The 20,421-nt window shown below is 58.9% G+C and carries 25 protein-coding genes; 11 read left to right on the top strand and 14 right to left on the bottom strand.

Translation table 11 applies throughout. The features are described 5' to 3' along the window. Position 1: 1 nt before the first annotated feature. From AC27HQ_RS11710 to AC27HQ_RS11690, 5 genes are read right to left on the bottom strand one after another with little or no spacing between them, the layout of a single operon-like run. Positions 2-307, bottom strand: coding sequence for an STAS domain-containing protein (locus AC27HQ_RS11710; protein WP_487156347.1), 306 nt, complete (start codon positions 305-307; stop codon positions 2-4). After that, positions 304-951, bottom strand: coding sequence for an MlaC/ttg2D family ABC transporter substrate-binding protein (locus AC27HQ_RS11705; protein WP_487156346.1), 648 nt, complete (start codon positions 949-951; stop codon positions 304-306). The genes AC27HQ_RS11710 and AC27HQ_RS11705 overlap by 4 nt, the downstream gene beginning before the upstream one ends. A 14-nt stretch (positions 952-965) precedes the next feature. Then, positions 966-1,430, bottom strand: a complete 465-nt coding sequence (gene mlaD / locus AC27HQ_RS11700) for an outer membrane lipid asymmetry maintenance protein MlaD (RefSeq protein WP_487156345.1) — start codon at positions 1,428-1,430, stop codon at positions 966-968. 19 nt (positions 1,431-1,449) lie between these two features. Then, positions 1,450-2,232: a lipid asymmetry maintenance ABC transporter permease subunit MlaE gene (gene mlaE / locus AC27HQ_RS11695; protein ID WP_487156344.1), complete on the bottom strand. Its 783-nt coding sequence runs from the start codon at positions 2,230-2,232 to the stop codon at positions 1,450-1,452. Then, the gene (locus AC27HQ_RS11690) at positions 2,232-3,047 is read right to left on the bottom strand and encodes an ABC transporter ATP-binding protein (RefSeq protein ID WP_487156343.1); all 816 of its coding nucleotides are present in this window, start codon (positions 3,045-3,047) and stop codon (positions 2,232-2,234) included. Before AC27HQ_RS11690 ends, mlaE begins: the two co-directional genes overlap by 1 nt. A 378-nt stretch (positions 3,048-3,425) precedes the next feature. On the opposite strand from AC27HQ_RS11690, the gene AC27HQ_RS11685 reads away from it, so the two are divergent. The 10 genes from AC27HQ_RS11685 to AC27HQ_RS11640 all read left to right on the top strand — a co-directional run bounded on the left by AC27HQ_RS11685 (position 3,426) and on the right by AC27HQ_RS11640 (position 10,347). Further along, on the top strand, positions 3,426-4,397 hold the full coding sequence (locus AC27HQ_RS11685; protein ID WP_487156342.1) for a KpsF/GutQ family sugar-phosphate isomerase: 972 nt from the start codon (positions 3,426-3,428) through the stop codon (positions 4,395-4,397). Further along, positions 4,394-4,924 carry a KdsC family phosphatase gene (locus AC27HQ_RS11680; protein WP_487156341.1) on the top strand — a complete coding sequence of 177 codons (531 nt, stop codon included), beginning with the start codon at positions 4,394-4,396 and terminating at the stop codon, positions 4,922-4,924. The genes AC27HQ_RS11685 and AC27HQ_RS11680 overlap by 4 nt, the downstream gene beginning before the upstream one ends. Further along, complete coding sequence (gene lptC, locus AC27HQ_RS11675; protein ID WP_487156340.1) at positions 4,924-5,502, top strand: LPS export ABC transporter periplasmic protein LptC; 579 nt, start codon at positions 4,924-4,926, stop codon at positions 5,500-5,502. The genes AC27HQ_RS11680 and lptC overlap by 1 nt, the downstream gene beginning before the upstream one ends. Further along, a complete protein-coding gene (gene lptA / locus AC27HQ_RS11670) occupies positions 5,489-6,022 on the top strand; it encodes a lipopolysaccharide transport periplasmic protein LptA (protein WP_487156339.1) in 534 nt (177 codons plus the stop codon). The genes lptC and lptA overlap by 14 nt, the downstream gene beginning before the upstream one ends. Next, positions 6,019-6,744: an LPS export ABC transporter ATP-binding protein gene (gene lptB / locus AC27HQ_RS11665; RefSeq protein WP_487156338.1), complete on the top strand. Its 726-nt coding sequence runs from the start codon at positions 6,019-6,021 to the stop codon at positions 6,742-6,744. The genes lptA and lptB overlap by 4 nt, the downstream gene beginning before the upstream one ends. An 85-nt stretch (positions 6,745-6,829) precedes the next feature. Next, the gene (locus AC27HQ_RS11660) at positions 6,830-8,332 is read left to right on the top strand and encodes an RNA polymerase factor sigma-54 (protein ID WP_487156337.1); all 1,503 of its coding nucleotides are present in this window, start codon (positions 6,830-6,832) and stop codon (positions 8,330-8,332) included. A 92-nt stretch (positions 8,333-8,424) separates the two neighbouring features. Continuing rightward, complete coding sequence (gene hpf / locus AC27HQ_RS11655; protein WP_487156336.1) at positions 8,425-8,733, top strand: ribosome hibernation promoting factor; 309 nt, start codon at positions 8,425-8,427, stop codon at positions 8,731-8,733. Positions 8,734-8,752: 19 nt separating this feature from the next. Continuing rightward, positions 8,753-9,211 carry a PTS IIA-like nitrogen regulatory protein PtsN gene (gene ptsN, locus AC27HQ_RS11650; protein WP_487156335.1) on the top strand — a complete coding sequence of 153 codons (459 nt, stop codon included), beginning with the start codon at positions 8,753-8,755 and terminating at the stop codon, positions 9,209-9,211. A gap of 5 nt (positions 9,212-9,216) precedes the next feature. After that, positions 9,217-10,071 carry an RNase adapter RapZ gene (gene rapZ / locus AC27HQ_RS11645; protein WP_487156334.1) on the top strand — a complete coding sequence of 285 codons (855 nt, stop codon included), beginning with the start codon at positions 9,217-9,219 and terminating at the stop codon, positions 10,069-10,071. A 3-nt stretch (positions 10,072-10,074) separates the two neighbouring features. Further along, positions 10,075-10,347 (top strand): HPr family phosphocarrier protein, encoded by a 273-nt coding sequence (locus AC27HQ_RS11640; RefSeq protein WP_487156333.1) that lies wholly within the window; start codon positions 10,075-10,077, stop codon positions 10,345-10,347. Positions 10,348-10,538: 191 nt separating this feature from the next. On the opposite strand, the gene pmbA is transcribed toward AC27HQ_RS11640, so the two are convergent. Then, a complete protein-coding gene (gene pmbA, locus AC27HQ_RS11635) occupies positions 10,539-11,894 on the bottom strand; it encodes a metalloprotease PmbA (protein WP_487156332.1) in 1,356 nt (451 codons plus the stop codon). Between the two features lie 104 nt (positions 11,895-11,998). On the opposite strand from pmbA, the gene yjgA reads away from it, so the two are divergent. Further along, complete coding sequence (gene yjgA, locus AC27HQ_RS11630; protein ID WP_487156331.1) at positions 11,999-12,529, top strand: ribosome biogenesis factor YjgA; 531 nt, start codon at positions 11,999-12,001, stop codon at positions 12,527-12,529. Positions 12,530-12,619: 90 nt separating this feature from the next. Here yjgA and AC27HQ_RS11625 read toward each other — a convergent pair whose 3' ends face one another. The 8 genes from AC27HQ_RS11625 to bioB all read right to left on the bottom strand — a co-directional run bounded on the left by AC27HQ_RS11625 (position 12,620) and on the right by bioB (position 20,339). Continuing rightward, a complete protein-coding gene (locus AC27HQ_RS11625; RefSeq protein ID WP_487156330.1) occupies positions 12,620-14,425 on the bottom strand; it encodes a phenylacyl-CoA dehydrogenase in 1,806 nt (601 codons plus the stop codon). Positions 14,426-14,644: 219 nt separating this feature from the next. Next, positions 14,645-15,388, bottom strand: a complete 744-nt coding sequence (locus tag AC27HQ_RS11620) for a putative metalloprotease CJM1_0395 family protein (protein WP_487156329.1) — start codon at positions 15,386-15,388, stop codon at positions 14,645-14,647. Between the two features lie 17 nt (positions 15,389-15,405). Then, the gene (locus AC27HQ_RS11615) at positions 15,406-15,714 is read right to left on the bottom strand and encodes a flagellar basal body rod C-terminal domain-containing protein (RefSeq protein ID WP_487156328.1); all 309 of its coding nucleotides are present in this window, start codon (positions 15,712-15,714) and stop codon (positions 15,406-15,408) included. Positions 15,715-15,791: 77 nt separating this feature from the next. Continuing rightward, positions 15,792-16,472 carry a dethiobiotin synthase gene (gene bioD, locus AC27HQ_RS11610; RefSeq protein ID WP_487156327.1) on the bottom strand — a complete coding sequence of 227 codons (681 nt, stop codon included), beginning with the start codon at positions 16,470-16,472 and terminating at the stop codon, positions 15,792-15,794. 1 nt (position 16,473) lies between these two features. Beyond that, a complete protein-coding gene (bioC, locus tag AC27HQ_RS11605) occupies positions 16,474-17,271 on the bottom strand; it encodes a malonyl-ACP O-methyltransferase BioC (protein ID WP_487156373.1) in 798 nt (265 codons plus the stop codon). Then, entirely contained in the window at positions 17,255-17,971 is a 717-nt protein-coding gene (locus tag AC27HQ_RS11600; protein ID WP_487156326.1) for an alpha/beta fold hydrolase, read from the bottom strand. The genes bioC and AC27HQ_RS11600 overlap by 17 nt, the downstream gene beginning before the upstream one ends. Beyond that, positions 17,964-19,139: an 8-amino-7-oxononanoate synthase gene (gene bioF / locus AC27HQ_RS11595; RefSeq protein WP_487156325.1), complete on the bottom strand. Its 1,176-nt coding sequence runs from the start codon at positions 19,137-19,139 to the stop codon at positions 17,964-17,966. The genes AC27HQ_RS11600 and bioF overlap by 8 nt, the downstream gene beginning before the upstream one ends. Positions 19,140-19,280: 141 nt before the next feature. Beyond that, positions 19,281-20,339, bottom strand: a complete 1,059-nt coding sequence (gene bioB / locus AC27HQ_RS11590; protein ID WP_487156324.1) for a biotin synthase BioB — start codon at positions 20,337-20,339, stop codon at positions 19,281-19,283. Between the last annotated feature and the right edge of the window lie 82 nt (positions 20,340-20,421).

Raw genomic sequence — 20,421 nt, 5'->3', positions numbered from 1 at the left:
ATCAATTAACAGCCAGGGTCTCGAGCCAGTCGTCCAGCTCACAGACCCGGGCAATACTCTGCAGTCCGGCTGGCATGGCGCGGACCCGCAGGTGTCGGCTTGAGCCCAGTTCGCGGGCAACAAACAACAGCAGGGACAAGCCGACGCTGTTGGCACGGGTCACCCCGGACATATCCAGCGTCAGATCACCTGAAAGCGCTTTAACCTGCTGCTGTAACGCCTCACGCAGGGCCATCGCGGTCGAGAAGTCGATTTCGCCCTCAAGGCTGACGACCCCTTTTTCCGCCTGGGTTATCCGAGCTGTCACTGCTTGGCCTCTTTTTCAGCCTGTTCGATGGACTGGGCAACAACGCCGCCCCAGCCATCAATCACCGCATCCAGATTATTGCGGTTGGACTGCATGGCCTGGGCAAACTGGTCGCGGAACAGCAGACCAATATTGATGCCTTCAACAATCACATTGCGCACTTTCCACTGCCCGTCGAGGTTAACCATGGTATAGGTGACCGGATAAACGGTGCCGTTAGACGTGCGAATTTCCATATTGACGCTGGTGCGGTCAGCAGACTGCTGGTCACGGTCCGAGGCAGGCAACACGTTGATCTGACCGCTGTCAAACTCCAGCAGGGCATTGCCGTAGAACTGCACCATGCTGCGCTTGAAGGTTTCAATGAAGCGTTCCATCTGCTCATCACTGGCCTGGCGACTGTAGCGTACGGTCATGACGCTGCGGGCAATGCCGTGAAAATCCACCACAGGATCGAGGACTTCATTCAGGCCTTGCATAAAGGCGTCAGTGTCCTGGCGGTAAGTCTCACGATTGGCATCCAGAACCTGCATGACCCGCGAGGAGGTGTCTTCGACAACCTGCTGAGGGGTCGGCGCATTACCCTGAGCCATCAATGGCATGGCCAGCAGAGCTACAACGAAGGTACTGATAAGGCTACGCATGGCACTACTCCTGGTTATTCGTCTTTGTTGACAGTATTGAGCAGAAAACGACCGATCAGTTCCTCAAGTACCAGCGCCGACTGGGTGTCGAAGATTTCATCGCCGTCAGCCAGCATTTCTTCCTCCCCGCCGACACTGATGCCGATGTACTTTTCACCCAGCAGACCGGCAGTCAGAATGGAGGCCGTACTGTCTGACGGCAGGGTGTTGACGTCGCCATTAATGGCCATCTCGACCTTGCCGGTATAGCGATTCTTGTCAAACTCGATACGGGTAACCTGGCCTATGGTGACACCGGCCATGGTCACCTTGGCACGCGGTGTCAGACCGGCAATATTGTCAAAGTGTGCATAGACCTTGTAGCTGTCGGCGGTAGCACTGACGGTCAGGCCGCTGACGCGCAATGCCAGTACCAGCAGGGCCAGAACACCAACCAGGATGAACAATCCAACAATCAATTCCAGTGTACGGGTACGCATGTTCGTTTTCCTTGGCTGATCAGAACATCAATGCAGTGAGAATGAAGTCCAGGCCGAGTACGGCCAGTGAGGCATAGACCACAGTACGGGTAGTAGCACGACTGATGCCTTCAGAGGTCGGCTCACAGTCATAACCCTGGAACACCGCAATCCAGGTCACCACAAAAGCAAATACCAGCGCCTTGATCAGGCCATTGAGCACATCACTGCCGAACTCGACCGAGTTCTGCATGTTGGCCCAATAGGAGCCGGCATACACACCCAGCCAGTCTACAGCGACCATGGCGCCGCCCCAGATGCCGACCACACAAAAGATCATGGCGAGCAGGGGCATGGAGATGAAACCGGCCCACAGACGGGGGGCAATCACATATTTGAGCGGATCAACACCGATCATTTCCAGGCTGGACAGCTGCTCGGTCGCCTTCATCAGGCCAATTTCGGCTGTCAGTGCCGAACCGGCACGCCCGGCAAACAGCAGCGCCGTAACCACCGGCCCGAGTTCACGCAACAGGGTCAGTGCCACCATTTGCCCAACCGCCTGCTCGGAACCATAGGTGCTGAGGATGTTGTAACCCTGCAGCGCCAGCACCATGCCAATGAACAGACCGGACACGATGATGATAGCCAGCGACAGCACGCCAACGGCAAACAGCTGCTTGACCAGCAAGGTCCAGGCGTTGCCAAAGTTCGAGCGACCTGTGATGGCGTGAAACAGAAAGACGCCCGAGCGTCCCAGACCTGCTACTACATCAAGACCCGCAGCGCCCAGAAGCGCCAGCCGATCAGCCAGGGTTTTCATTACGGCCTACCCCGCTTGAGCAAATCGTCCATGTAACCCGCAGCCGGATAATGGAAGGGAACCGGGCCGTCCGGCTCACCCATCATGAACTGGCGAATGCGTGGATTATCTGAGTGCATCAGGTCGTCCGGCTTGCCATGACCCAATACCTGACCGTCACCCACCACATATAAGTAGTCGGCAATACTGGCGGTTTCGGCCAGATCATGGGAGACCACAATACTGGTCAGCCCCAGCGCATCATTGAGCTGACGGATCAGCCGCACCAGCACGCCCATGGAAATCGGATCCTGACCGACGAAGGGTTCGTCATACATCAGCAGCTCGGGGTCCAGGGCAATAGCACGTGCCAGCGCAACACGACGCTTCATACCGCCTGACAGCTCATCGGGCATCAGCTTGTTGGCGCCACGCAAGCCAACGGCCTGGAGCTTGAGCAGAACGATATCGCGAATCATGTCTTCGCTCAGTTCGGTATGCACACGCAAGGGAAAGGCAACGTTCTCATAGACCGACAGGTCAGTGAACAGGGCACCACTCTGAAACAGCATACCCATGTGCTGCCGTGCCTCGAACAGCGATTCGCGTTTGAGCCTCGGGATGTCCTGGCCATTGACCAGCACCTGGCCGCTCTCGGGCCGTAACTGGGCGCCAATCAGGCGCAGCAGCGTGGTTTTGCCACAGCCGGACGGCCCCATGATCCCGGTGACCTTGCCGCGCGGTATGCGAATGTCCACCTCGTTGAAAATAGTGCGACCTTCACGCTTGAAGGTGACCTTCTTCAAGTCAACGATATAGTCTTCAGAATCAGTCATAAAAAGATATGGCTTCCGTTGCTGTCGGCACAGGGCGGACCAATTGAACGCGCTAATATAACAGTTTGGTCAGTGCAGCCCAAGTAACCGGCCAAACAATTAGGCGCCAGCCTATTTAGCAGGCCAACCACCTCTTGCAATAGCTAAGGCTCCACGTGCCCCAAAGGAATCAATCGCTTAGTCGAGTCTGGCCGCCCTTGCCCACGAAACCACCGCCACTCCAGCGCAGTGCAACTTTCCACAGGCAATATTCGTTAACCATATCGCCATCGCCAATGCTTCATTTAGCGCCGAGGTGACTATCATTGGGCAAACGGATGAGTTGCTGGCAACAAAACGCTATACTTGCTCGCCTGACCCAAGACAGCACGTGAGCCCATGCCTGATTTTGATTATATTGCCTCTGCCCAGCGCAGCATTCGCCTTGAACGTGACGCTGTAGATAGCTTGTTGGCGCGCCTTGACGAGCACTTTGTGAAGGCCTGCCAGGCACTGCTGCAGTGCAAGGGACGGATAGTCGTGACCGGCATGGGCAAGTCCGGCCATATTGGCAAAAAGCTCGCTGCCACCCTGGCCAGCACGGGCAGTCCAGCGTTTTTTGTTCATCCGGGTGAAGCCAGTCACGGCGACATGGGCATGATTACCCGCGATGACGTGGTGATTGCCCTGTCCAACTCAGGCAATACCGCGGAAGTCGTCACGCTGCTGCCGCTGCTCAAGCGTCTGGGCGTTCCGCTGATCAGTATTACCGGCAACCCGGAATCCATCATGGCCCGCTCCGCCCTGGCCAACCTGCATACCGGCGTTGAGCAGGAAGCCTGTCCGCTGAATCTGGCGCCCACCTCCAGCACCACCACGGCTCTGGTCATGGGCGACGCATTGGCCATTGCCCTGCTTGAAGCCCGCGGCTTCAGCGCCGAGGATTTTGCCTTCTCCCATCCCGGCGGCACCCTGGGCCGACGCCTGCTACTGCTGGTGGATGACATCATGCATAGCGCCGAACGGATGCCGCTGGTTTCCCCCGAGAGTTCACTGCGTGACGCCCTGCTGGAGATGACCCGCAAGGGCCTGGGGCTGACAGGGGTGATCGATGACAACGGCCTGCTGGCCGGCATCTTTACCGATGGTGACCTGCGCCGCACGCTGGATCTGGGCGCCGATATCCACAGCCTGACCATGGCCCGGCTCATGACCCCACGCTGCAAGACCGTCCGCGACGGCATTCTTGCTGCTGAAGCCCTGAAAGTCATGGAGGACAGCAAGATCAATGGACTCTTTGTTGTCGATGCCGATGGTCGACCGGTAGGCGCCTTGAACATGCATGACTTGCTTCGCGCGGGGGTGGTATGAGCCATAACCATGAGTTGCTGACACGCGCCAGCCAGATTCGCCTGGCGATTTTCGATGTCGACGGCGTACTGACCGACGGCCGCCTGTTCTTCATGCCCGATGGTACTGAGTTCAAATCCTTCAATACCCTGGACGGACATGGCATCAAGATGCTCATGGCCTCAGGTGTCGAGGTCGCCATCATCAGTGGACGGCAGTCACCGCTGGTTGAACGTCGCGCCGCCAACCTGGGCATCAAACATCTTATTCAGGGTCGTGAAGACAAACTCAATGCCCTGGCCGAACTGCGCCAGATTGTGCCGGTCGAGCTGGAACAGATCGCCTTTCTTGGTGACGACCTGCCCGACCTACCGGTCATGCGCCGTGTGGGCCTGGGTATCGCCGTGGCCAGCGCCGACGTCTTTGTCCGCGAGCAGGCCCATGGCGTGACCCTGGCCAATGGGGGTGCTGGCGCGGCACGCGAGTTCTGTGAGCTGATCATGCAGGCACAGGGCACCCTGGACTCGGCCCGGGCGGCTTACCTCTGATGCCGTCGATTCCACGCTATCTGTTGACTGGCGGACTCGTCGGACTGGCCATGATACTGGCACTGGCGGTCGGCTACTTCAATATCCGGCCGGCCAGCTTCACGCCGCTGCCACTGGTGACCGATCCGTCGCAACCGGATTTTTTCATGCACAACACGCGCATTTTGCAACTGAATGAGGCGGGTACCACCGCCTACCAATTGACCAGCGAACGCGCCGTACACCTGCGTGACGATGACAGCACCCTGCTGACCGAACCGCGACTGCAGTTTTTCCGTGATAATGAACCGTTGCCCTGGCTGTTGCAGGCGGAAAGTGGGCGTGCCGCTGAAGGTGGCAACCGCGTTGATCTGGAGCGCAATGTGATACTGCAGCGTGACGACCCCGCACAGGCCACAACGCGTATGAATACCGAAGCCTTGACGCTGTTCCCGGACCGGGATTATGCCGAGACCGCCGAGGACGTTAGAATCGAGGCCGCCGGCAGCGTTACCACTGCCACCGGCATGAAGGTTTATCTCAATGACGGCCGCTTGGAGCTGCTGTCCACCGTACGAGGTCAGCATGAGGCGCGTTAAAACCCTGTGTATTCTAGTTTTGTTATCCGGGCCGACAACGGCTCTGGCCCTGCCTGACGATGCCAACCAACCCATCCGCATCCAGGCCAACAGCGCAACCCTCAACGAACGACAGAGCACGGCTGTGTACAACGGCAATGTCATCATTACCCAGGGCAGCATGCGCCTGACCGGTAGCCGTGTGACGCTGAATACCGACAGCGACGGTCAGGTCAGCAAGATCGTCAGCGAAGGCAGCCCTGCCAGCTATGAATCGACGCCACGGGCCAATCAGAACCCGGTCAAGGCCCGCAGCAACACGATTGAATACCACGCCGATACCGAGCGCGTGGTACTGATCAACAACGCGTTCCTGGAACAAGACGGCAATACCTTTCAGGGCGAATACATCAGCTACGACATCAATCGCCAGATTGTCGATGCCGGGCGCAACGGTGGTACCAGCGGGGCCGAGCAGCCACGCATCGAAATCACCATTCAGCCCCGTCGTCGCACCGACACCAGCGAACCCCAGCCATGACCACACTTGAAGCCCGTCATCTGGCCAAGGCCTACAAATCACGCAAGGTCGTTCGTGACGTGTCGGTCTCGATCAAGAGCGGTGAAGTCATTGGCCTGCTGGGCCCCAATGGTGCAGGCAAAACCACCTGCTTCTACATGATTGTCGGCCTGGTCAAGGCCGATGAGGGGAGCATTCTGGTCGACGGCGTGGATGTCACCCGCCTGCCCATGCACGGCAGAGCACGCCAGGGTATCGGCTACCTGCCGCAGGAAGCCTCGATTTTCCGCAAGCTCAGCGTAGCGGACAACATCATGGCGATTCTCGAGACCCGCAAGGATCTCAATCGCCAGGGCCGTGAAGGCAAACTCGAATCCCTGCTGCGCGAATTTCACATTCATCATCTGGCCGACAGTCTGGGCATGAGCCTCTCCGGTGGTGAACGGCGGCGCGCTGAAATTGCCCGTGCACTGGCCACCGAGCCCAAGTTCATTCTGCTCGACGAGCCCTTTGCCGGCGTTGACCCGATCTCGGTCAACGATATCAAACTGATCATCAAGCATCTCAAGGACAAGGGGATCGGCGTGCTGATCACCGATCATAATGTGCGCGAAACACTCGACATCTGTGACAAGGCCTATATTGTCAATGACGGTCACATCATTGCCGAAGGCGATGCCGATACCGTACTGGCCAACCAGACCGTAAGGGATGTCTATCTGGGGCATGCCTTCCGTCTGTAAAATAGGTTACAAATAAGGCATGCTGGCCACATGGCCAGCACACTGGATTCTGTCCAACCCTGAGTACAAGGTACGTCGTCTGAACATGAAACCCTCGCTCGTCCTCAAGATGGGGCAGCAGCTGACAATGACACCTCAGCTGCAGCAGGCCATCCGACTGCTTCAGCTGTCCAGTCTGGATCTCCAGCAGGAGGTTCAGGAGGCACTGGAGGCCAATCCGATGCTGGAAATGGCTGACGAGGGTGACGACGACTACGGCAATGGCGGATCCGACAGCGCAGCCGACGGCGATGATGCGCCCGCAGTGACCATTCCGGAGCCGGTGGCCATGGACGCCATCGAGCAACACAGCCAGGCTGAAGAAGAAGGCAACTGGAACGAACAGATCCCCAACGAACTGCCTGTTGATACCCAGTGGGACGATGTCTACCAGACCTCGGCCAGCTCGTTGCCAAGCAACGATGATGAGGAGTGGGACTTTACCGCCCGTACCGGTACCGGTGAGACCCTGCAAAGCCATCTGGAATGGCAGCTCAACCTGATCCCCCTGTCTGAAACCGACCAGATTATTGCTCTGTCACTGATTGATGCGATCAATGCCGACGGCTACCTGGAAGAATCCCTGGACGAGATTCTTGCCTCACTCGACCCCGAACTGGAGGTCGAGCTGGATGAAGTGGAAATGGTCCTGCACCGTATTCAGCAGTTCGAGCCGGTCGGTGTCGCAGCTCGCAACCTGAGTGAATGCCTGCTGTTGCAACTGCGCCAGTTGCCAGCCGATACCCCGCTGCTGGAGCAGGCGATGAAGGTAGTCAAGGACCACCTCGAACTGCTTGGCAGCCGTGACTTTGCCCAACTCATGCGGCGCACCCGACTCAAGGAGGATCAACTCGGTAAGGTCATCAGTCTGATTCAGACCCTCAACCCCCGACCCGGCTCGGAAATCGCCTCAGGCGAGCCTGAGTACGTGATCCCGGATGTGATCGTGCGCCGTGACAACGCCCGCTGGATAGTCGAGCTGAACCAGGAAGCCGTGCCCAAGGTCCGGGTCAACAACCATTATGCGTCCATGGTCCGCCGCGCCGACTCCAGCCAGGACAACACCTACCTGCGCAATCATCTGCAGGAAGCCCGCTGGTTCATCAAAAGCCTGCAAAGCCGCAACGAAACCCTGATGAAAGTCGCGACGCAGATCGTCGAGCATCAGCGCGGCTTTCTCGAGCAGGGTGAAGAGGCCATGAAACCACTGGTGCTGCATGATATTGCCGAGGCCGTGGGCATGCACGAGTCAACCATTTCGCGGGTTACCACGCAAAAATACATGCATACCCCGCGTGGCATATTCGAGCTCAAGTACTTTTTCTCCAGCCATGTCGGCACCGCCGAGGGCGGTGAGTTCTCGTCCACGGCGATTCGCGCCCTGATCAAGAAACTGGTCGCCGCAGAAAACCCCAAGAAACCATTGAGCGACAGCAAGATCGCTGGTTTACTGGAAGAGCAAGGAATTGATGTCGCAAGGCGCACCATCGCCAAATACCGCGAATCGCTGAACATCGCTCCGTCCAGCGAACGCAAAAGGCTGGTTTAACCAGCCTGGATCAAGAAGTCAGTACGTTACCCGTGGCACCATGGGATAACCTTGGGATATCCCATGCCACACAGTCCAACAGGAGAAGACGTATGCAACTGAATCTCAGCGGTCACCATGTTGATATTACCGAGTCCATGCGTGAGTACGTGAACGAGAAAATGTCTCGATTGGAGCGACACTTCGACAAGATCACCAATGTTCAGGTTACCCTGGAAGTTGAAAAGCTGCGGCAGAAAGCCGAAGCGACCCTGCATATTGCCGGCGGCGAAGTCGTCGCCAACTGCGAACATACTGACATGTACGCCGCCATTGACCTGCTGGTCGACAAGCTGGATCGCCAACTGATCAAGCACAAGGAAAAGAACCTCGACCGCCAACAGGGCGTCAACGACCGCTAAGGCAAACCGACGCAAAACCATGCAAATTGATCACATACTTACCCCCGAGCGCACCTTTGCCGGTGTGCAGGGGGTTTCAAAAAAACGCGTACTGGAACAGATTGGCAAGCTGGTCTCCCAGCACAGCCACCTGGACCCGGACGCCATCTATGAAAACCTGATTGCCCGTGAAAAGCTCGGTTCAACCGGCTTTGGCAACGGCATCGCCATTCCTCACTGTCGTCTGCTGGACTGCCACAAGGCTGTCGGCGCCTTGCTGCAGCTGGAAGACAAGATCGACTTTGACGCCCTCGATGGCCAACCGGTTGATCTGATCTTTGTTCTGCTGGTACCCCAGGAAGCCAACGAACAGCACCTGCAAATTCTCAAGATGCTGGCCGAGAAGCTCGACCAGGCCAGTCTGCGCGAAGCGCTGCGGGCCGCACCGGACGCTGAAAGCCTGTACCGCATCATGACCACCAGCGCGACGGGAAGCTGAGCCCCATGCGTCTGGTTGTGGTCAGTGGCCGCTCCGGTTCCGGCAAGAGTACCGCGCTGCATCTGCTCGAAGACAACGGCTTCTACTGCATCGACAACCTGCCGGCCGGTTTGCTGCCGGAACTGGCGCGTCAGGTCAATCTGTCCGAACTGGAACTGCCCAAGGTGGCCATCAGCATTGATGCGCGCAACCTGCCCAGCGACCTGAAACGCTTCCCCGAACTGCTCAAGCAGGTGCGTGATGCCGGCGTACACTGCGATGTGCTGTTTCTGGCTGCAACCGATGATGTGCTGATCAAGCGGTTCTCGGAAACCCGGCGCAAACACCCGCTGACCGACCAGAATCATTCGCTGGGCGAAGCCATTGCTGAAGAACTGAGATTGCTCGAGCCGATCATTGATCTGGCCAGCCTGAAGATCGATACCAGTCATCTGACCCTGTACCAGTTACGTGACCTGCTTAAACAACGATTGCTCGGCACTCGCGCCCATGGACCATCGGTATTGGTGCAGTCCTTTGGCTTCAAACGCGGCGTGCCGGTTGATGCCGATCTGGTATTCGATGTGCGCTGCCTGCCCAATCCTTACTGGAAGCCTGAGTTGCGTGCCTTTTCCGGCCGCGACCAGGCCATCCGTGACTACCTTGAAGCGCAACCCGAGGTAGAGGATATGTACCAGGACATTCATCATTTTCTGGAAAAGTGGTTACCTCGCTATGCCGCCGGCGAACGCAGCTACATGACCATCGCCATTGGCTGTACTGGCGGTCACCACCGCTCGGTATATATCGCCGAACGTCTGGTTCAGAACCTCACCGGCAAGGTCTCGAACCTGCTGATCCGTCACCGCGATTTGCCCTGAATCATGCCAACCACCCGCGTAGAAATCATCAACAAGCTTGGCCTGCACGCCCGTGCCGCGGCGAAATTCGTCGGTGTCGCCAACCGACACGGCTGTCAGGTACGGATCGGTAACAGCGAGGACAAGCTGGTCGATGGTAAAAGCATCATGCAAGTGATGATGCTCGCCGCCAGCAAAGGCACGGAAATCTGCATCAGCTGCGAAGGCGACAACGCCGACCAGGCCATGGCCGAGCTGCTGGCGCTGATTAACGATTACTTCGAGGAAGGCGAATAGCCCAAAGCTGGAAGCTGGAAGCTGGAAGCTGGAAGCTGGAAGCTGGAAGCTGGAAGCTGGAAGAGGCTACGGCAACCTATGCACGCTGCAACTCTTTTCTTACGCATGCTCTGCCTATGCACGCAGGGCTCTAAAACCTCTCCGGCCCAAGATGTTACTTCCAGCTTCAAGCTTAAAACTTCCAGCTATTTTCAAGCCCCTCCCACCGTCATGCCATCCACCAGCCAGCTGCCGGTCAGGTTGTTACCACGGCGTTCGAGGTCAGAACCGACGCAGCGCAACTGGCGGAACATGTCGCGCAGATTGCCGGCAATGGTGACTTCCTGTACCGGAAACTGGATTTGCCCCTGTTCTACCCAGAAGCCGCCGGCACCCCGGGAATAATCCCCGGTCACGCTGTTAACGCCCTGCCCCATCAGCTCAGTCACCAGCAAGCCGGTACCCATCTCGGCCAGCAGGGCCTGCAGGTCACCGGCATTGCTGCTGATATGCAGGTTATGCACGCCGCCAGCGTTGGCGGTGCTGGGCAAGCCAAGCTTGCGACCTGAATAGCTGCCCAACACCCAACTGCGCAATACGCCTTGTTCGACAAAGGCCTGCGCGCGGGTAGCCAGTCCATCGCCATCAAAGGCCGCACTGCCAAGCGCGCGCGGCAGGTGTGGTCGCTCATCGACATTGACCCAGCCCGGAAAGATCGGCTGACCCAGTGCATCGAGCAGAAAACTCGACTGCCGGTAAATGGCCCCGCCGGCAATCGCGCCCATCAGATGCCCGAGCAAGCCCGCAGCCTGGTCGGCAGCAAAGAGTACGGGCACCTTGGCGGTCTTGACTGGACGGGTACCGAGCTTGGCCAGTGTCCGTTCGGCGGCTTTGCGGCCCAATGATTCTGCACTCGGCAGATGGCTGGCAATGCGAGCGACGTCATACCAGTAATCGCGTTGCATACCCTGTTCCGAGGCGACAATCATCACTGCTGAGGAACTGTGACGGGTACCCAGCGAACTACCGATAAAGCCGTTGCTGTTGCCGTATACCCGGCAACCCTGCTGGGTACTGATATTGGCACTGTCGCTGGTCAGGCGCGCGTCCACGGCCAGTGCAGCGGCTTCGCAGGCCAGCGCGCGCTCGATTGCCTGCTCGGCGCTCAGGGCCCAGGGATGATAGAGATCCAGATCCGGCAGTTCGGTGGCCATCAACTCGGGGGCGGCCAGACCGGCAAAGGCATCTTCCGAGGCATGCCGGGCAATGCCCAGTGCGGCGGTAATGGCCGCGTGAATGGCTTCATCGGAGGTATCGGAGGTGCTGGCGGACCCTTTGCGCTGACCGTCATACAGGGTAATGGCAAAGCCCTGGTCGCGATTGAACTCGACGGTCTCAACCTCCCCCTGGCGTACACCCACCTGCAAACCGGTATTCTGACTGACACCGACTTCACAGGCGCTGGCGCCCTGACGCCTGGATTCCTCGAGAATATAGGCCACCCGTTGTTCCAGCTGGGCACGCAGTACTTGCGGGTCTTCAGGGCTGACCCTGTCTATCTGCTTCATGAATTCTCCTTGGCTGCAGCGCATTGTACCTCGGACAGGCAGGCTGTGAACGGGTATCATGGCGCATTGAACAGTACCCGCCTGCGGGCCGCAATGAGGTGACCATGACAGAGTTTTACGACGAGGAACAGGATGACGATGGCATCAGCAAAAGCCAGGTCAAGCGCGAGCTGCAGGAGATGCGTGACCTGGGCAATCGGTTGGTCGAGCTGAAGCCGGCACAATGGCAACAGCTTAACCTGACTGACAAGCTGCGATCAGCCCTTGAAGAAGCCCCTCGGCACACTGCCCGTGGCGCGCTCAAGCGGCACCTGAGCTTTGTCGGCAAGTTGATGAAGGATCAGGATCTGGATGCCATCCGCGCCTACCTCGGCCGCCTCGACAGCAGCAGTCAGGAGCATGCCCAGCACTTTCACCAGATCGAGCGCTGGCGCGACCGTCTGCTCACCGGCAGTGCCGAAGAACAGGAGGCCTTCATGACCGCCTACCCCCAGACGGACAGACAGAACCTCAGGCAGCTGGTACGTCAGGCGCAGAAGGAAGCCAAGGAAAACAAGCCACCGGCAGCGGCGCGCAAGATTTTCAAACTGGTGCGTGAAATCGTTGAAGCCGAGCTGAATTCCGGCGCTGACTGATCCCCACCTTGCCCAGCAAGAGCCTCTGCATCAGACAGGCATAAAAAACCCGGCACATGGCCGGGTTTTTTATGCTGCAACCAACCTGGATCAGTAGCCCAGAGCAAAGTTCTCTTCGGACATGTCCATCAGGTTGTCGGCGCCGGACATCATGGAGTCGACGTGCATGCGGGTACGCGGCAGGATGCGCTGGAAGTAGAAGCGCGCCGTCTGCAGCTTGGCCTGGTAGAAAGCCTCGTCAGAAGTACCTTCAGCCAGCTTGGCAACGGCCACACGGGCCATATCCGCCCAGAAGTAAGCCAGACAGGCGTAACCGGAATACATGCAGTAATCCACCGCAGCCGCACCGACCATCTCACGGTCCTTCATAGCCGCCATGCCGACCTTCATGGTCAGCTCTCCCCACTCCTTGTTCAGTTGCGCCAGCGGCGCGACGAATTCCTGGATGGCCTCATTGCCTTCCTGATTCTGACAGAACTTGTGGACGATCTTGGTGAAGCACTTCAGCGCTTCGCCCTGGGTCATCAGTACCTTGCGGCCCAACAGGTCAAGTGCCTGAATGCCTGTAGTTCCTTCGTAGAGCATGGAAATACGCGCGTCACGGACGTTCTGCTCCATGCCCCACTCGGCGATAAAGCCATGGCCACCGTAAATCTGTACACCGTGGTTGGCTGCTTCGAAGCCCACTTCGGTCATGAATGCCTTGGCAATCGGCGTGAGGAAGGCCAGCAGCGCATCAGCCTGCTTCTTCTGCTCTTCGTCCTGGCTGTTCTTGAGAATATCAACCTGCTTGGCCGTGAAGTACACCATGGCACGGTTGCCTTCGGTAAACGCCTTCATGGTCAACAGCATACGACGAACATCAGGGTGCACGATGATCGGATCAGCCGGCTTGTCCGGTGCCTTGTTACCGGTCAGTGAACGCATCTGCAGGCGCTCACGGGCGTACTTGATACCACCCTGGAAAGCCACTTCGGAGTGCGCCAGACCCTGCAGAGCAGTACCCAGACGCGCGGTGTTCATAAAGGTGAACATGGCGTTCAGACCCTTGTTAGGCTCGCCGATCAGCAGACCAGTGGCACCGTCAAAGTTCATCACGCAGGTAGCGTTACCATGGATACCCATCTTGTGCTCGATCGAGCCGCAGAACACGCTGTTGCGCTCGCCTTTCTCGCCATTGGCATCGGGCAGGAACTTGGGCACGATGAACAGCGAAATACCCTTGGTACCGGCCGGCGCATCGGGCAGACGGGCGAGTACGATGTGGACGATGTTCTCGGCCATATCGTGGTCACCGGAAGAGATGAAGATCTTGGTACCGCTAACCTTGTAGGTACCATCAGCCTGAGGTTCGGCCTTGGTGCGCAGCATGCCAAGATCGGTACCACAATGCGGTTCGGTCAGACACATGGTGCCGGTCCACTGACCGGATACCAGCTTGGTCAGGAACACGTGTTTGTGCTCATCGGTACCATGGGTAGCGATGGTGTTCATGCAGCCATGTGACAGACCGGGATACATGCCCCAGGACCAGTTGGCCTGACCGACCATTTCGCTGATCGCCAGACCCAGTGATTCGGGCAGACCTTGACCGCCGTGATCAACGTCATGGGCCAGACTCGGCCAGCCGCCTTCAACGTACTGCTCATAGGCTTGCTTGAAACCGGTAGGGGTTTTCACGCCGTCGGCACTCCAGGTGCAACCTTCGGTATCACCGATACGGTTCAGCGGGGCAATGACGTTTTCACAGAATTTGGCGCCCTCTTCCAGAATGGCATTGACCATATCCGGGGTAGCGTCTTCGCAGCCGGGCAGGCTCTTGTAGTGTTCTTCATAACCCAGTACTTCATCGCGAACGAAGCGGATGTCACGCAGGGGAGCCTTGTAATCTGGCATGGTACTTGACCTCAACGGTTATAACGGGTTTCAAGAGCAGCGTGCAGCTGCGATTTTGTGGCTGCCTTGGCAGCAGATTCAAACAGACGTTTGAAACATACGTTTACGCCCGGATCATGTCAAGTAGTTGTGTCTTTATCAAAGACAAAAAATTTGTAACCAGGGGAAGAGATACGCGGGTGCAGCACGTGGCCTGGCCTCAGACCGGGAAAGCAAGTCTCAGGCTTGCAGGGACAACTCGCTGAGCGGGTCTCGCTCATCGGCAACCTGACGGTAAAGTGCCAGCTCTTTATCACTGTTCGCGGCGGCGCGACTGCCAGGCGCGTTGGTTTCAGACTCAGCATCCGGGCCGGCATCATCCTGAGTATCTGACTGCGACCGCGTCGCAATCTCGGCCCGCGCCTGGGCGATAATCTGCGCCGCTTGGGCGGCAATCGCCAGATCCTGGGATGAGGGCTGGGCCGGCGCCAGCGCAGCACGCTGTACTTGTTGCAGTTTTTCAACCGTCGCTTCCGGGTCACCGGGCACGGGTGCGGTATCGATGCTGACCGATCCACCAACCGCATACAGGCGTCCATCAGGCCCGCGGGCGTAATCGTACCTGACGGTACCGGCATATTGACCGCCGACTGCCAAGTGAGCCTGTTCGTGCGCCCTGACCTCCCGATCACGACTGGCCAGTGAGCGCACTTCAGCCTGAATCAGACGTTGCTGTTCGGCTTCAACCCGCGCCAGCTGCTGTCGCTGCTGGGCGGATACGGCAAGATCATCGCTACCGGCAGCGGGCGCCGCCTCGGCAGACGGGGCAGCCGTAGTCGGTTCAGCCCGTTGCCCAGGTGCTGCAACAGCACTTACCGATAAAACAGGCCGAGGTGTGACCGGGTTGTCAGCTGGAATCGAAGGTAAACGACTATAGACCGGAATGGCCGAAGGGATGACAGGTGAAGGACTGATTGACATCATGTTCCATCACCTGCGGATCAGGCAGTGACGTCCAGCAAGGTACCAAGGACTTCATCGGCCGTATCAATCACCGATGCACCAGCCTCGACCTCACGTTGACCCAGGCGCAGTTCAACCAGGCTATCCACCAGGTTGACCGGGCGATTGGAATCGACCTGGGTCGTAGCAGCCGGCTGACCATTGGCCGCTTGCACGGGAATGGCCTGGGACGCAGCCGGGTCGGCCTGTACACCAACGCGGGCAATTTCGGCCGCAGCAGTCGATGCGCGATACTGGCCCTGCCTTACACTATTCAGTCCTGAGGACATCAGGTCAAGGGATGGCATAAACGACGCCTCCAAACGAATTGATCAATTTATATTCAAGCACAAAGTGCCAGTATGCGGTACCACCGCTGGTCAGTTCAGACCAGCGGTGCAATATCCAGATGGCTGGCAATCGCTTCCGGCAGCGGCTGCGTCATCCAGGGCACCACACCAAGACAGGGGGCCTTGAGCCGTTCCTTCAAGGTAGCCAGGTTCTCGGCAGCACGGTTCATCTGCGGATCGACCTGATTGGCTACCCAGCCGATCAGCGTCAAACCGTCGGCGGCAATGGCCTCTGCCGTCAACAACGCGTGGTTGATGCAACCGAGTTTCATACCGACCACCATGATCACCGGGACATTCAGGTCGCTTGCCAGATCGGCGAGGGTCTGCTCGCCATTCAGCGGCACACGCCAGCCGCCTGCGCCTTCCACCAGGGTCAGTTGCGCCTGGTGTTGAAACACCCGCTGACACCCTGCCGCGAGCCGATCAACCGTCAACTCAACGCCCTCTTCCTGGGCGGCAATATGCGGCGCTATGGCCGCCTCGAGACACAGGGGATTGATGTCGTCGTAAGCCAACGCCGGCTGACATTGCGCCTGCAGTGCCAGCGCATCGTCATTACGCAGTCCCTGCGGCGTTGACTCCGCACCCGCAGCAACCGGCTTGACCGCAGCAGTACTCAGCCCACGCTGACGCGCCGCGTACATCAAGGCGGCGGCTATGGTGGTCTTGCCAATCTCGGTATCGGTGCCGGTAACAAAATAACGCTTGGTCATCTCACGCCTCCTTGAACATCAGAATATGTGCCACCTGATAGGTAGCCGTCAGCCCGGCGGGTTGGCGATAGGCTTCATAGGCGTCGGTCAGGGCTCGCAAACGCGCCCGGCCGGTCAGCCCCCCGGGTCGCCCGGGATTCAGATTATGCGCACCCAGAGCCTTGAGCTCGCGGGTCAGGTCGCTCAACTGCGGATAGTGCAATACATGGGGTTCAATGTCGCAGTGCCAGCGGGCAAAGCCGGCCGCTGCCAATTGGCTTTGCAGCAGCGCCAGGGGGCTGAAGCGGTTTACGTGGACAAAACCGTCTACCTGCTGCCAGGCCCCTTGCAGCTCATATAAGCTGCCCTCGACCAAAGTAGTAAAAGCCAGGCAACCGCCAGGTCGCAGGCAGCGTCTTGCGTCCGACAAGGCACGCGGCAGATCGGGGCACCACTGCAACGCCAGGCTGGAAAACAGCAGATCCTGACTGGCATCGCGCAGCGGCAGCGCTTCGGCATCGGCAACCACCCAGTCGCCCTGCCCGGCCTGCTGGCTGCGGGCAAACTGCAGCATGCCCTCGGCCAGATCCAGCCCCATCACCGGCTGGGCAAAGCGCTGCTGCAATTGGCGGGTAAAATAACCTGTGCCGCAGCCCAGATCGGCTATGACCTGGGGCTGCAGATGTGCTGGCAGACGCGCCATAAGATTGCAGCCAACCTGACGCTGGAAGGCTGCTGCCTGATCATAGCTGTGCGCTGCACGGCTGAACGAGGCCGCAACCTGCCCCTTGTCGATCTGCGCTTCAGCCATGCTCGGCATCCAGAAAGTCACCAATCTGCTCAGCCAACCACTGGGGATACTCCAGCGGTAGCGCATGACTTGCCTGATCCTTGATACAGATTCGCGCCTCAGGATTGAGCGCCTGCAAGGCTGGTGCAACGCTCACCGGCACCAGCGCGTCGCCAGCGGCCAGGCAATGCAGCATGGGCACCGTGCTGTGACTCAGGGCCCGGCGGTTGTCGATTACCGCCAACAGCGCCAGGGCATGCAGCCGCTGTGCTTCATCAGCCTGGTCCCAGGGCATGGCTTTGCTCAGGCTGCGAGCCTGCTCGCTACCCTGACTGACCAGCAAGGCAAAGCGCTTGAGGCAGCGTGGCTGATCCTCTCGCGCAGCCGCGTAAAAATCCTTGAATACCGCTTGAGGCATGGCCTCAGGCCAATCCGGGCGCGCCGCAAAACAAGCATTGCTGGCCAGGGTCACTACGGCATTGAAACGCTCCGGATACCGCCGCAGCAATTGCATGGCGAGCATGCCGCCGAGCGACCAGCCGACCAGCACCCCGGGGCGCAAGCGCTCCGCCAGCGCGGCCAGATCAGGCTCCAGGCTGGACATCTGCAGAGGCGGTAAATCGATGCACTCGATCCGCGCCTGCGGCAGGCGCTCAGCCAATGCCTGCTGCAGCGGCTGCATGGACTGCGCGGACAAGGCCCAACCCGGCAACAAGCTGATCTCAGTCATGGCTCTGCTCCGGTAATTCTGCGACCGCCGCCGCCAACGCCTCGAGCAACTGATTGACGTCCTCAGAGGTATGCGCCGCTGACAGCGTTACCCGCAGGCGCGCCGTGCCATTAGGCACAGTCGGAGGGCGAATGGCGGTCACCAGCATGCCGCGCCGACGCAGTGCCGCCGAGAGCAGCAGTGCACGGGCACTGCTGCCCACCAGAATGGGTTGGATCGGTGTCGCGCTGTCCATCAATTCCAGACCGATAGTGGCCACGCCACTGCGAAACTGACTGATCAGTTGCTGCAGCCGCTCGCGCCGCCAGGTTTCCTCTTGCAGCAATTGCAGGCTTTTCAGCGTGGCACAGGCAATCGCCGGGGGCTGACTGGTAGTGTAAATATAGGGACGGGCAAACTGGATCAGGGTTTCGATCAGGTCTTCGCTGCCAGCGACAAAGGCGCCAGCGGTGCCAAACCCTTTGCCGAGCGTACCAATCAATACGGGCACATCGTCCAGACCCAAACCAAAGTGCTCGACAATGCCGCCACCCTGCTGACCGAGACAGCCAAAACCATGGGCGTCATCGACCATCAGCCAGGCGCCGCGAGCACGTGCGGCGGCGCACAGGGCCGGCAGATCAGCCAGATCACCGTCCATGCTGAAAACACCGTCGGTCACCACCAGGGTATTACCCTCGGCCTTGTCCAGACGGCTCTGCAGACTGGCCACATCGTTATGCAGATAACGTGAAAAACGCGCGCCACTGAGCAAGCCGGCATCCAGCAACGAGGCATGATTGAGGCGGTCTTCCAGAACGGTATCGCCGCGCCCGACCAAGGCCGTCACGGCGCCCAGATTGGCCATGTAACCGCTGGATAACAACAACGCACGGGGCCGACCGGTGAAGGAGGCCAGCGCCTCTTCCAGTTCATGGTGTGGACTGCTGTGCCCGACCACCAGATGCGACGCCCCGCCGCCGACCCCCCAGCGCTTTGCGCCTTCGGCAAAGGCAGCAAGCACCTCAGGGTCATTGGCCAGCCCCAGGTAGTCGTTACTGCAAAAGCCCAGCAACAACTGCCCATCCACCTGCACACGCACACCCTGCGGCGACTGCAACAGCGGACGTTGTCGGTATAGATGCGCAGCATGGCGCTCGGCAAGGCGGGCAGACAGGTCGAAGGGCATTGGGCTCACGCAGCTGCAAGCGGCAAGCTTCAAGTAACAAGCCAACCGTGCAGCTTCCTGGTAACGGGTAAGTGGCACACCAGAGTGCCAACAACTGGAACAGCTTATAGCTTGGGGCTTGCCGCTTGTTGCTGCGGTCGTTCAGCCCGCCGCGTTGACAAACAGCGCGCTATCACGCTGCTCGACCAGAGCCTGCTCGATGGCTGCCTGGTGTACTTCGTCGTCGTGCTCCTGACGCTCTTCCGGCTTGATGCCGAGGCGGTCGAACAGACGCATGTCTTTTTCCGCCTGCGGATTCGAGGTGGTCAGCAGTCGATCACCATAGAAAATCGAGTTGGCGCCAGCGAAGAAGGCCAGGGCCTGGGTCTGTTCGTTCATCTGTTCACGGCCGGCAGACAGGCGCACATGGGACTTTGGCATCATGATCCGGGCTACCGCCAGGGTACGGATAAAGTCGAAGGGATCGACGTCGGCCTCGTTTTCCAGCGGCGTGCCCTTGACCTTGACCAGCATGTTGATCGGCACGCTTTCCGGGTGTTCCGGCAGGTTAGCCAACTGGATCAACAGACCGGCACGGTCTTCCAGACTTTCACCCATGCCGAGGATACCGCCGGAACAGATTTTCATACCGGCTTCGCGCACGAAGGACAGCGTCTCCAGACGGTCGCCGAAGGTGCGGGTAGTAATGATCTTGCCGTAGAACTCCGGCGAGGTGTCCAGATTGTGGTTGTAGTAATCCAGACCGGCATCGGCCAGGGCAGCGGTCTGCTCCTTGGTCAGCTTGCCCAGGGTCATGCAGGTTTCCAGACCGAGCTTGCGCACCCCGCGGACCATCTCCAGTACGTAGGGCATGTCCTTATCGGAGGGATGTTTCCAGGCGGCACCCATACAAAAGCGCGTGGCGCCGATGGCCTTGGCGGCGGCGGCTTCATCCAGCACCTTCTGCACTTCCAGCAGTTTTTCCTTGTCCAGGCCGGTGTTGTAATGGCCGGATTGCGGACAATATTTGCAGTCCTCGGGGCAGGCACCGGTCTTGATCGACAACAGCGTCGAGACCTGGACCCGGTTGGCATCAAAGTGCTGGCGATGCACGGTCTGCGCCTGAAACAGCAAATCGTTGAACGGTTGCTTGAACAGGGCTAGCACCTCGGCCGGTTTCCAGTCATGGCGGGTCGAGGACGGGGTCAAGGAGAGCGTCATGGGATCATTCCTGAGGGTTTGCACGGGAACCGATTTCGGTTCAATCTATGCCTCGCATCATAGCGACGGCATGGAGGCTGTC

This window comes from Halopseudomonas sp. 4NH20-0008, assembly GCF_057548395.1.
Note: the sequence above shows the minus strand (reverse complement) of the source record. Positions and strands in the feature narration are given on the sequence as shown.

What these genes read in the sequence shown, in the direction of transcription:
- AC27HQ_RS11705 (WP_487156346.1), bottom strand. Translation starts at nt 951, where the DNA reads ATGCGTAGCCTTATCAGTACCTTCGTTGTAGCTCTGCTGGCCATGCCA.
- mlaD (WP_487156345.1), bottom strand. Translation starts at nt 1,430, where the DNA reads ATGCGTACCCGTACACTGGAATTGATTGTTGGATTGTTCATCCTGGTT.
- mlaE (WP_487156344.1), bottom strand. Translation starts at nt 2,232, where the DNA reads ATGAAAACCCTGGCTGATCGGCTGGCGCTTCTGGGCGCTGCGGGTCTT.
- AC27HQ_RS11690 (WP_487156343.1), bottom strand. Translation starts at nt 3,047, where the DNA reads ATGACTGATTCTGAAGACTATATCGTTGACTTGAAGAAGGTCACCTTC.
- AC27HQ_RS11685 (WP_487156342.1), top strand. Translation starts at nt 3,426, where the DNA reads ATGCCTGATTTTGATTATATTGCCTCTGCCCAGCGCAGCATTCGCCTT.
- AC27HQ_RS11680 (WP_487156341.1), top strand. Translation starts at nt 4,394, where the DNA reads ATGAGCCATAACCATGAGTTGCTGACACGCGCCAGCCAGATTCGCCTG.
- lptC (WP_487156340.1), top strand. Translation starts at nt 4,924, where the DNA reads ATGCCGTCGATTCCACGCTATCTGTTGACTGGCGGACTCGTCGGACTG.
- lptA (WP_487156339.1), top strand. Translation starts at nt 5,489, where the DNA reads ATGAGGCGCGTTAAAACCCTGTGTATTCTAGTTTTGTTATCCGGGCCG.
- lptB (WP_487156338.1), top strand. Translation starts at nt 6,019, where the DNA reads ATGACCACACTTGAAGCCCGTCATCTGGCCAAGGCCTACAAATCACGC.
- AC27HQ_RS11660 (WP_487156337.1), top strand. Translation starts at nt 6,830, where the DNA reads ATGAAACCCTCGCTCGTCCTCAAGATGGGGCAGCAGCTGACAATGACA.
- hpf (WP_487156336.1), top strand. Translation starts at nt 8,425, where the DNA reads ATGCAACTGAATCTCAGCGGTCACCATGTTGATATTACCGAGTCCATG.
- ptsN (WP_487156335.1), top strand. Translation starts at nt 8,753, where the DNA reads ATGCAAATTGATCACATACTTACCCCCGAGCGCACCTTTGCCGGTGTG.
- rapZ (WP_487156334.1), top strand. Translation starts at nt 9,217, where the DNA reads ATGCGTCTGGTTGTGGTCAGTGGCCGCTCCGGTTCCGGCAAGAGTACC.
- AC27HQ_RS11640 (WP_487156333.1), top strand. Translation starts at nt 10,075, where the DNA reads ATGCCAACCACCCGCGTAGAAATCATCAACAAGCTTGGCCTGCACGCC.
- pmbA (WP_487156332.1), bottom strand. Translation starts at nt 11,894, where the DNA reads ATGAAGCAGATAGACAGGGTCAGCCCTGAAGACCCGCAAGTACTGCGT.
- yjgA (WP_487156331.1), top strand. Translation starts at nt 11,999, where the DNA reads ATGACAGAGTTTTACGACGAGGAACAGGATGACGATGGCATCAGCAAA.
- AC27HQ_RS11625 (WP_487156330.1), bottom strand. Translation starts at nt 14,425, where the DNA reads ATGCCAGATTACAAGGCTCCCCTGCGTGACATCCGCTTCGTTCGCGAT.
- AC27HQ_RS11620 (WP_487156329.1), bottom strand. Translation starts at nt 15,388, where the DNA reads ATGATGTCAATCAGTCCTTCACCTGTCATCCCTTCGGCCATTCCGGTC.
- AC27HQ_RS11615 (WP_487156328.1), bottom strand. Translation starts at nt 15,714, where the DNA reads ATGCCATCCCTTGACCTGATGTCCTCAGGACTGAATAGTGTAAGGCAG.
- bioD (WP_487156327.1), bottom strand. Translation starts at nt 16,472, where the DNA reads ATGACCAAGCGTTATTTTGTTACCGGCACCGATACCGAGATTGGCAAG.
- bioC (WP_487156373.1), bottom strand. Translation starts at nt 17,271, where the DNA reads ATGCCGAGCATGGCTGAAGCGCAGATCGACAAGGGGCAGGTTGCGGCC.
- AC27HQ_RS11600 (WP_487156326.1), bottom strand. Translation starts at nt 17,971, where the DNA reads ATGACTGAGATCAGCTTGTTGCCGGGTTGGGCCTTGTCCGCGCAGTCC.
- bioF (WP_487156325.1), bottom strand. Translation starts at nt 19,139, where the DNA reads ATGCCCTTCGACCTGTCTGCCCGCCTTGCCGAGCGCCATGCTGCGCAT.
- bioB (WP_487156324.1), bottom strand. Translation starts at nt 20,339, where the DNA reads ATGACGCTCTCCTTGACCCCGTCCTCGACCCGCCATGACTGGAAACCG.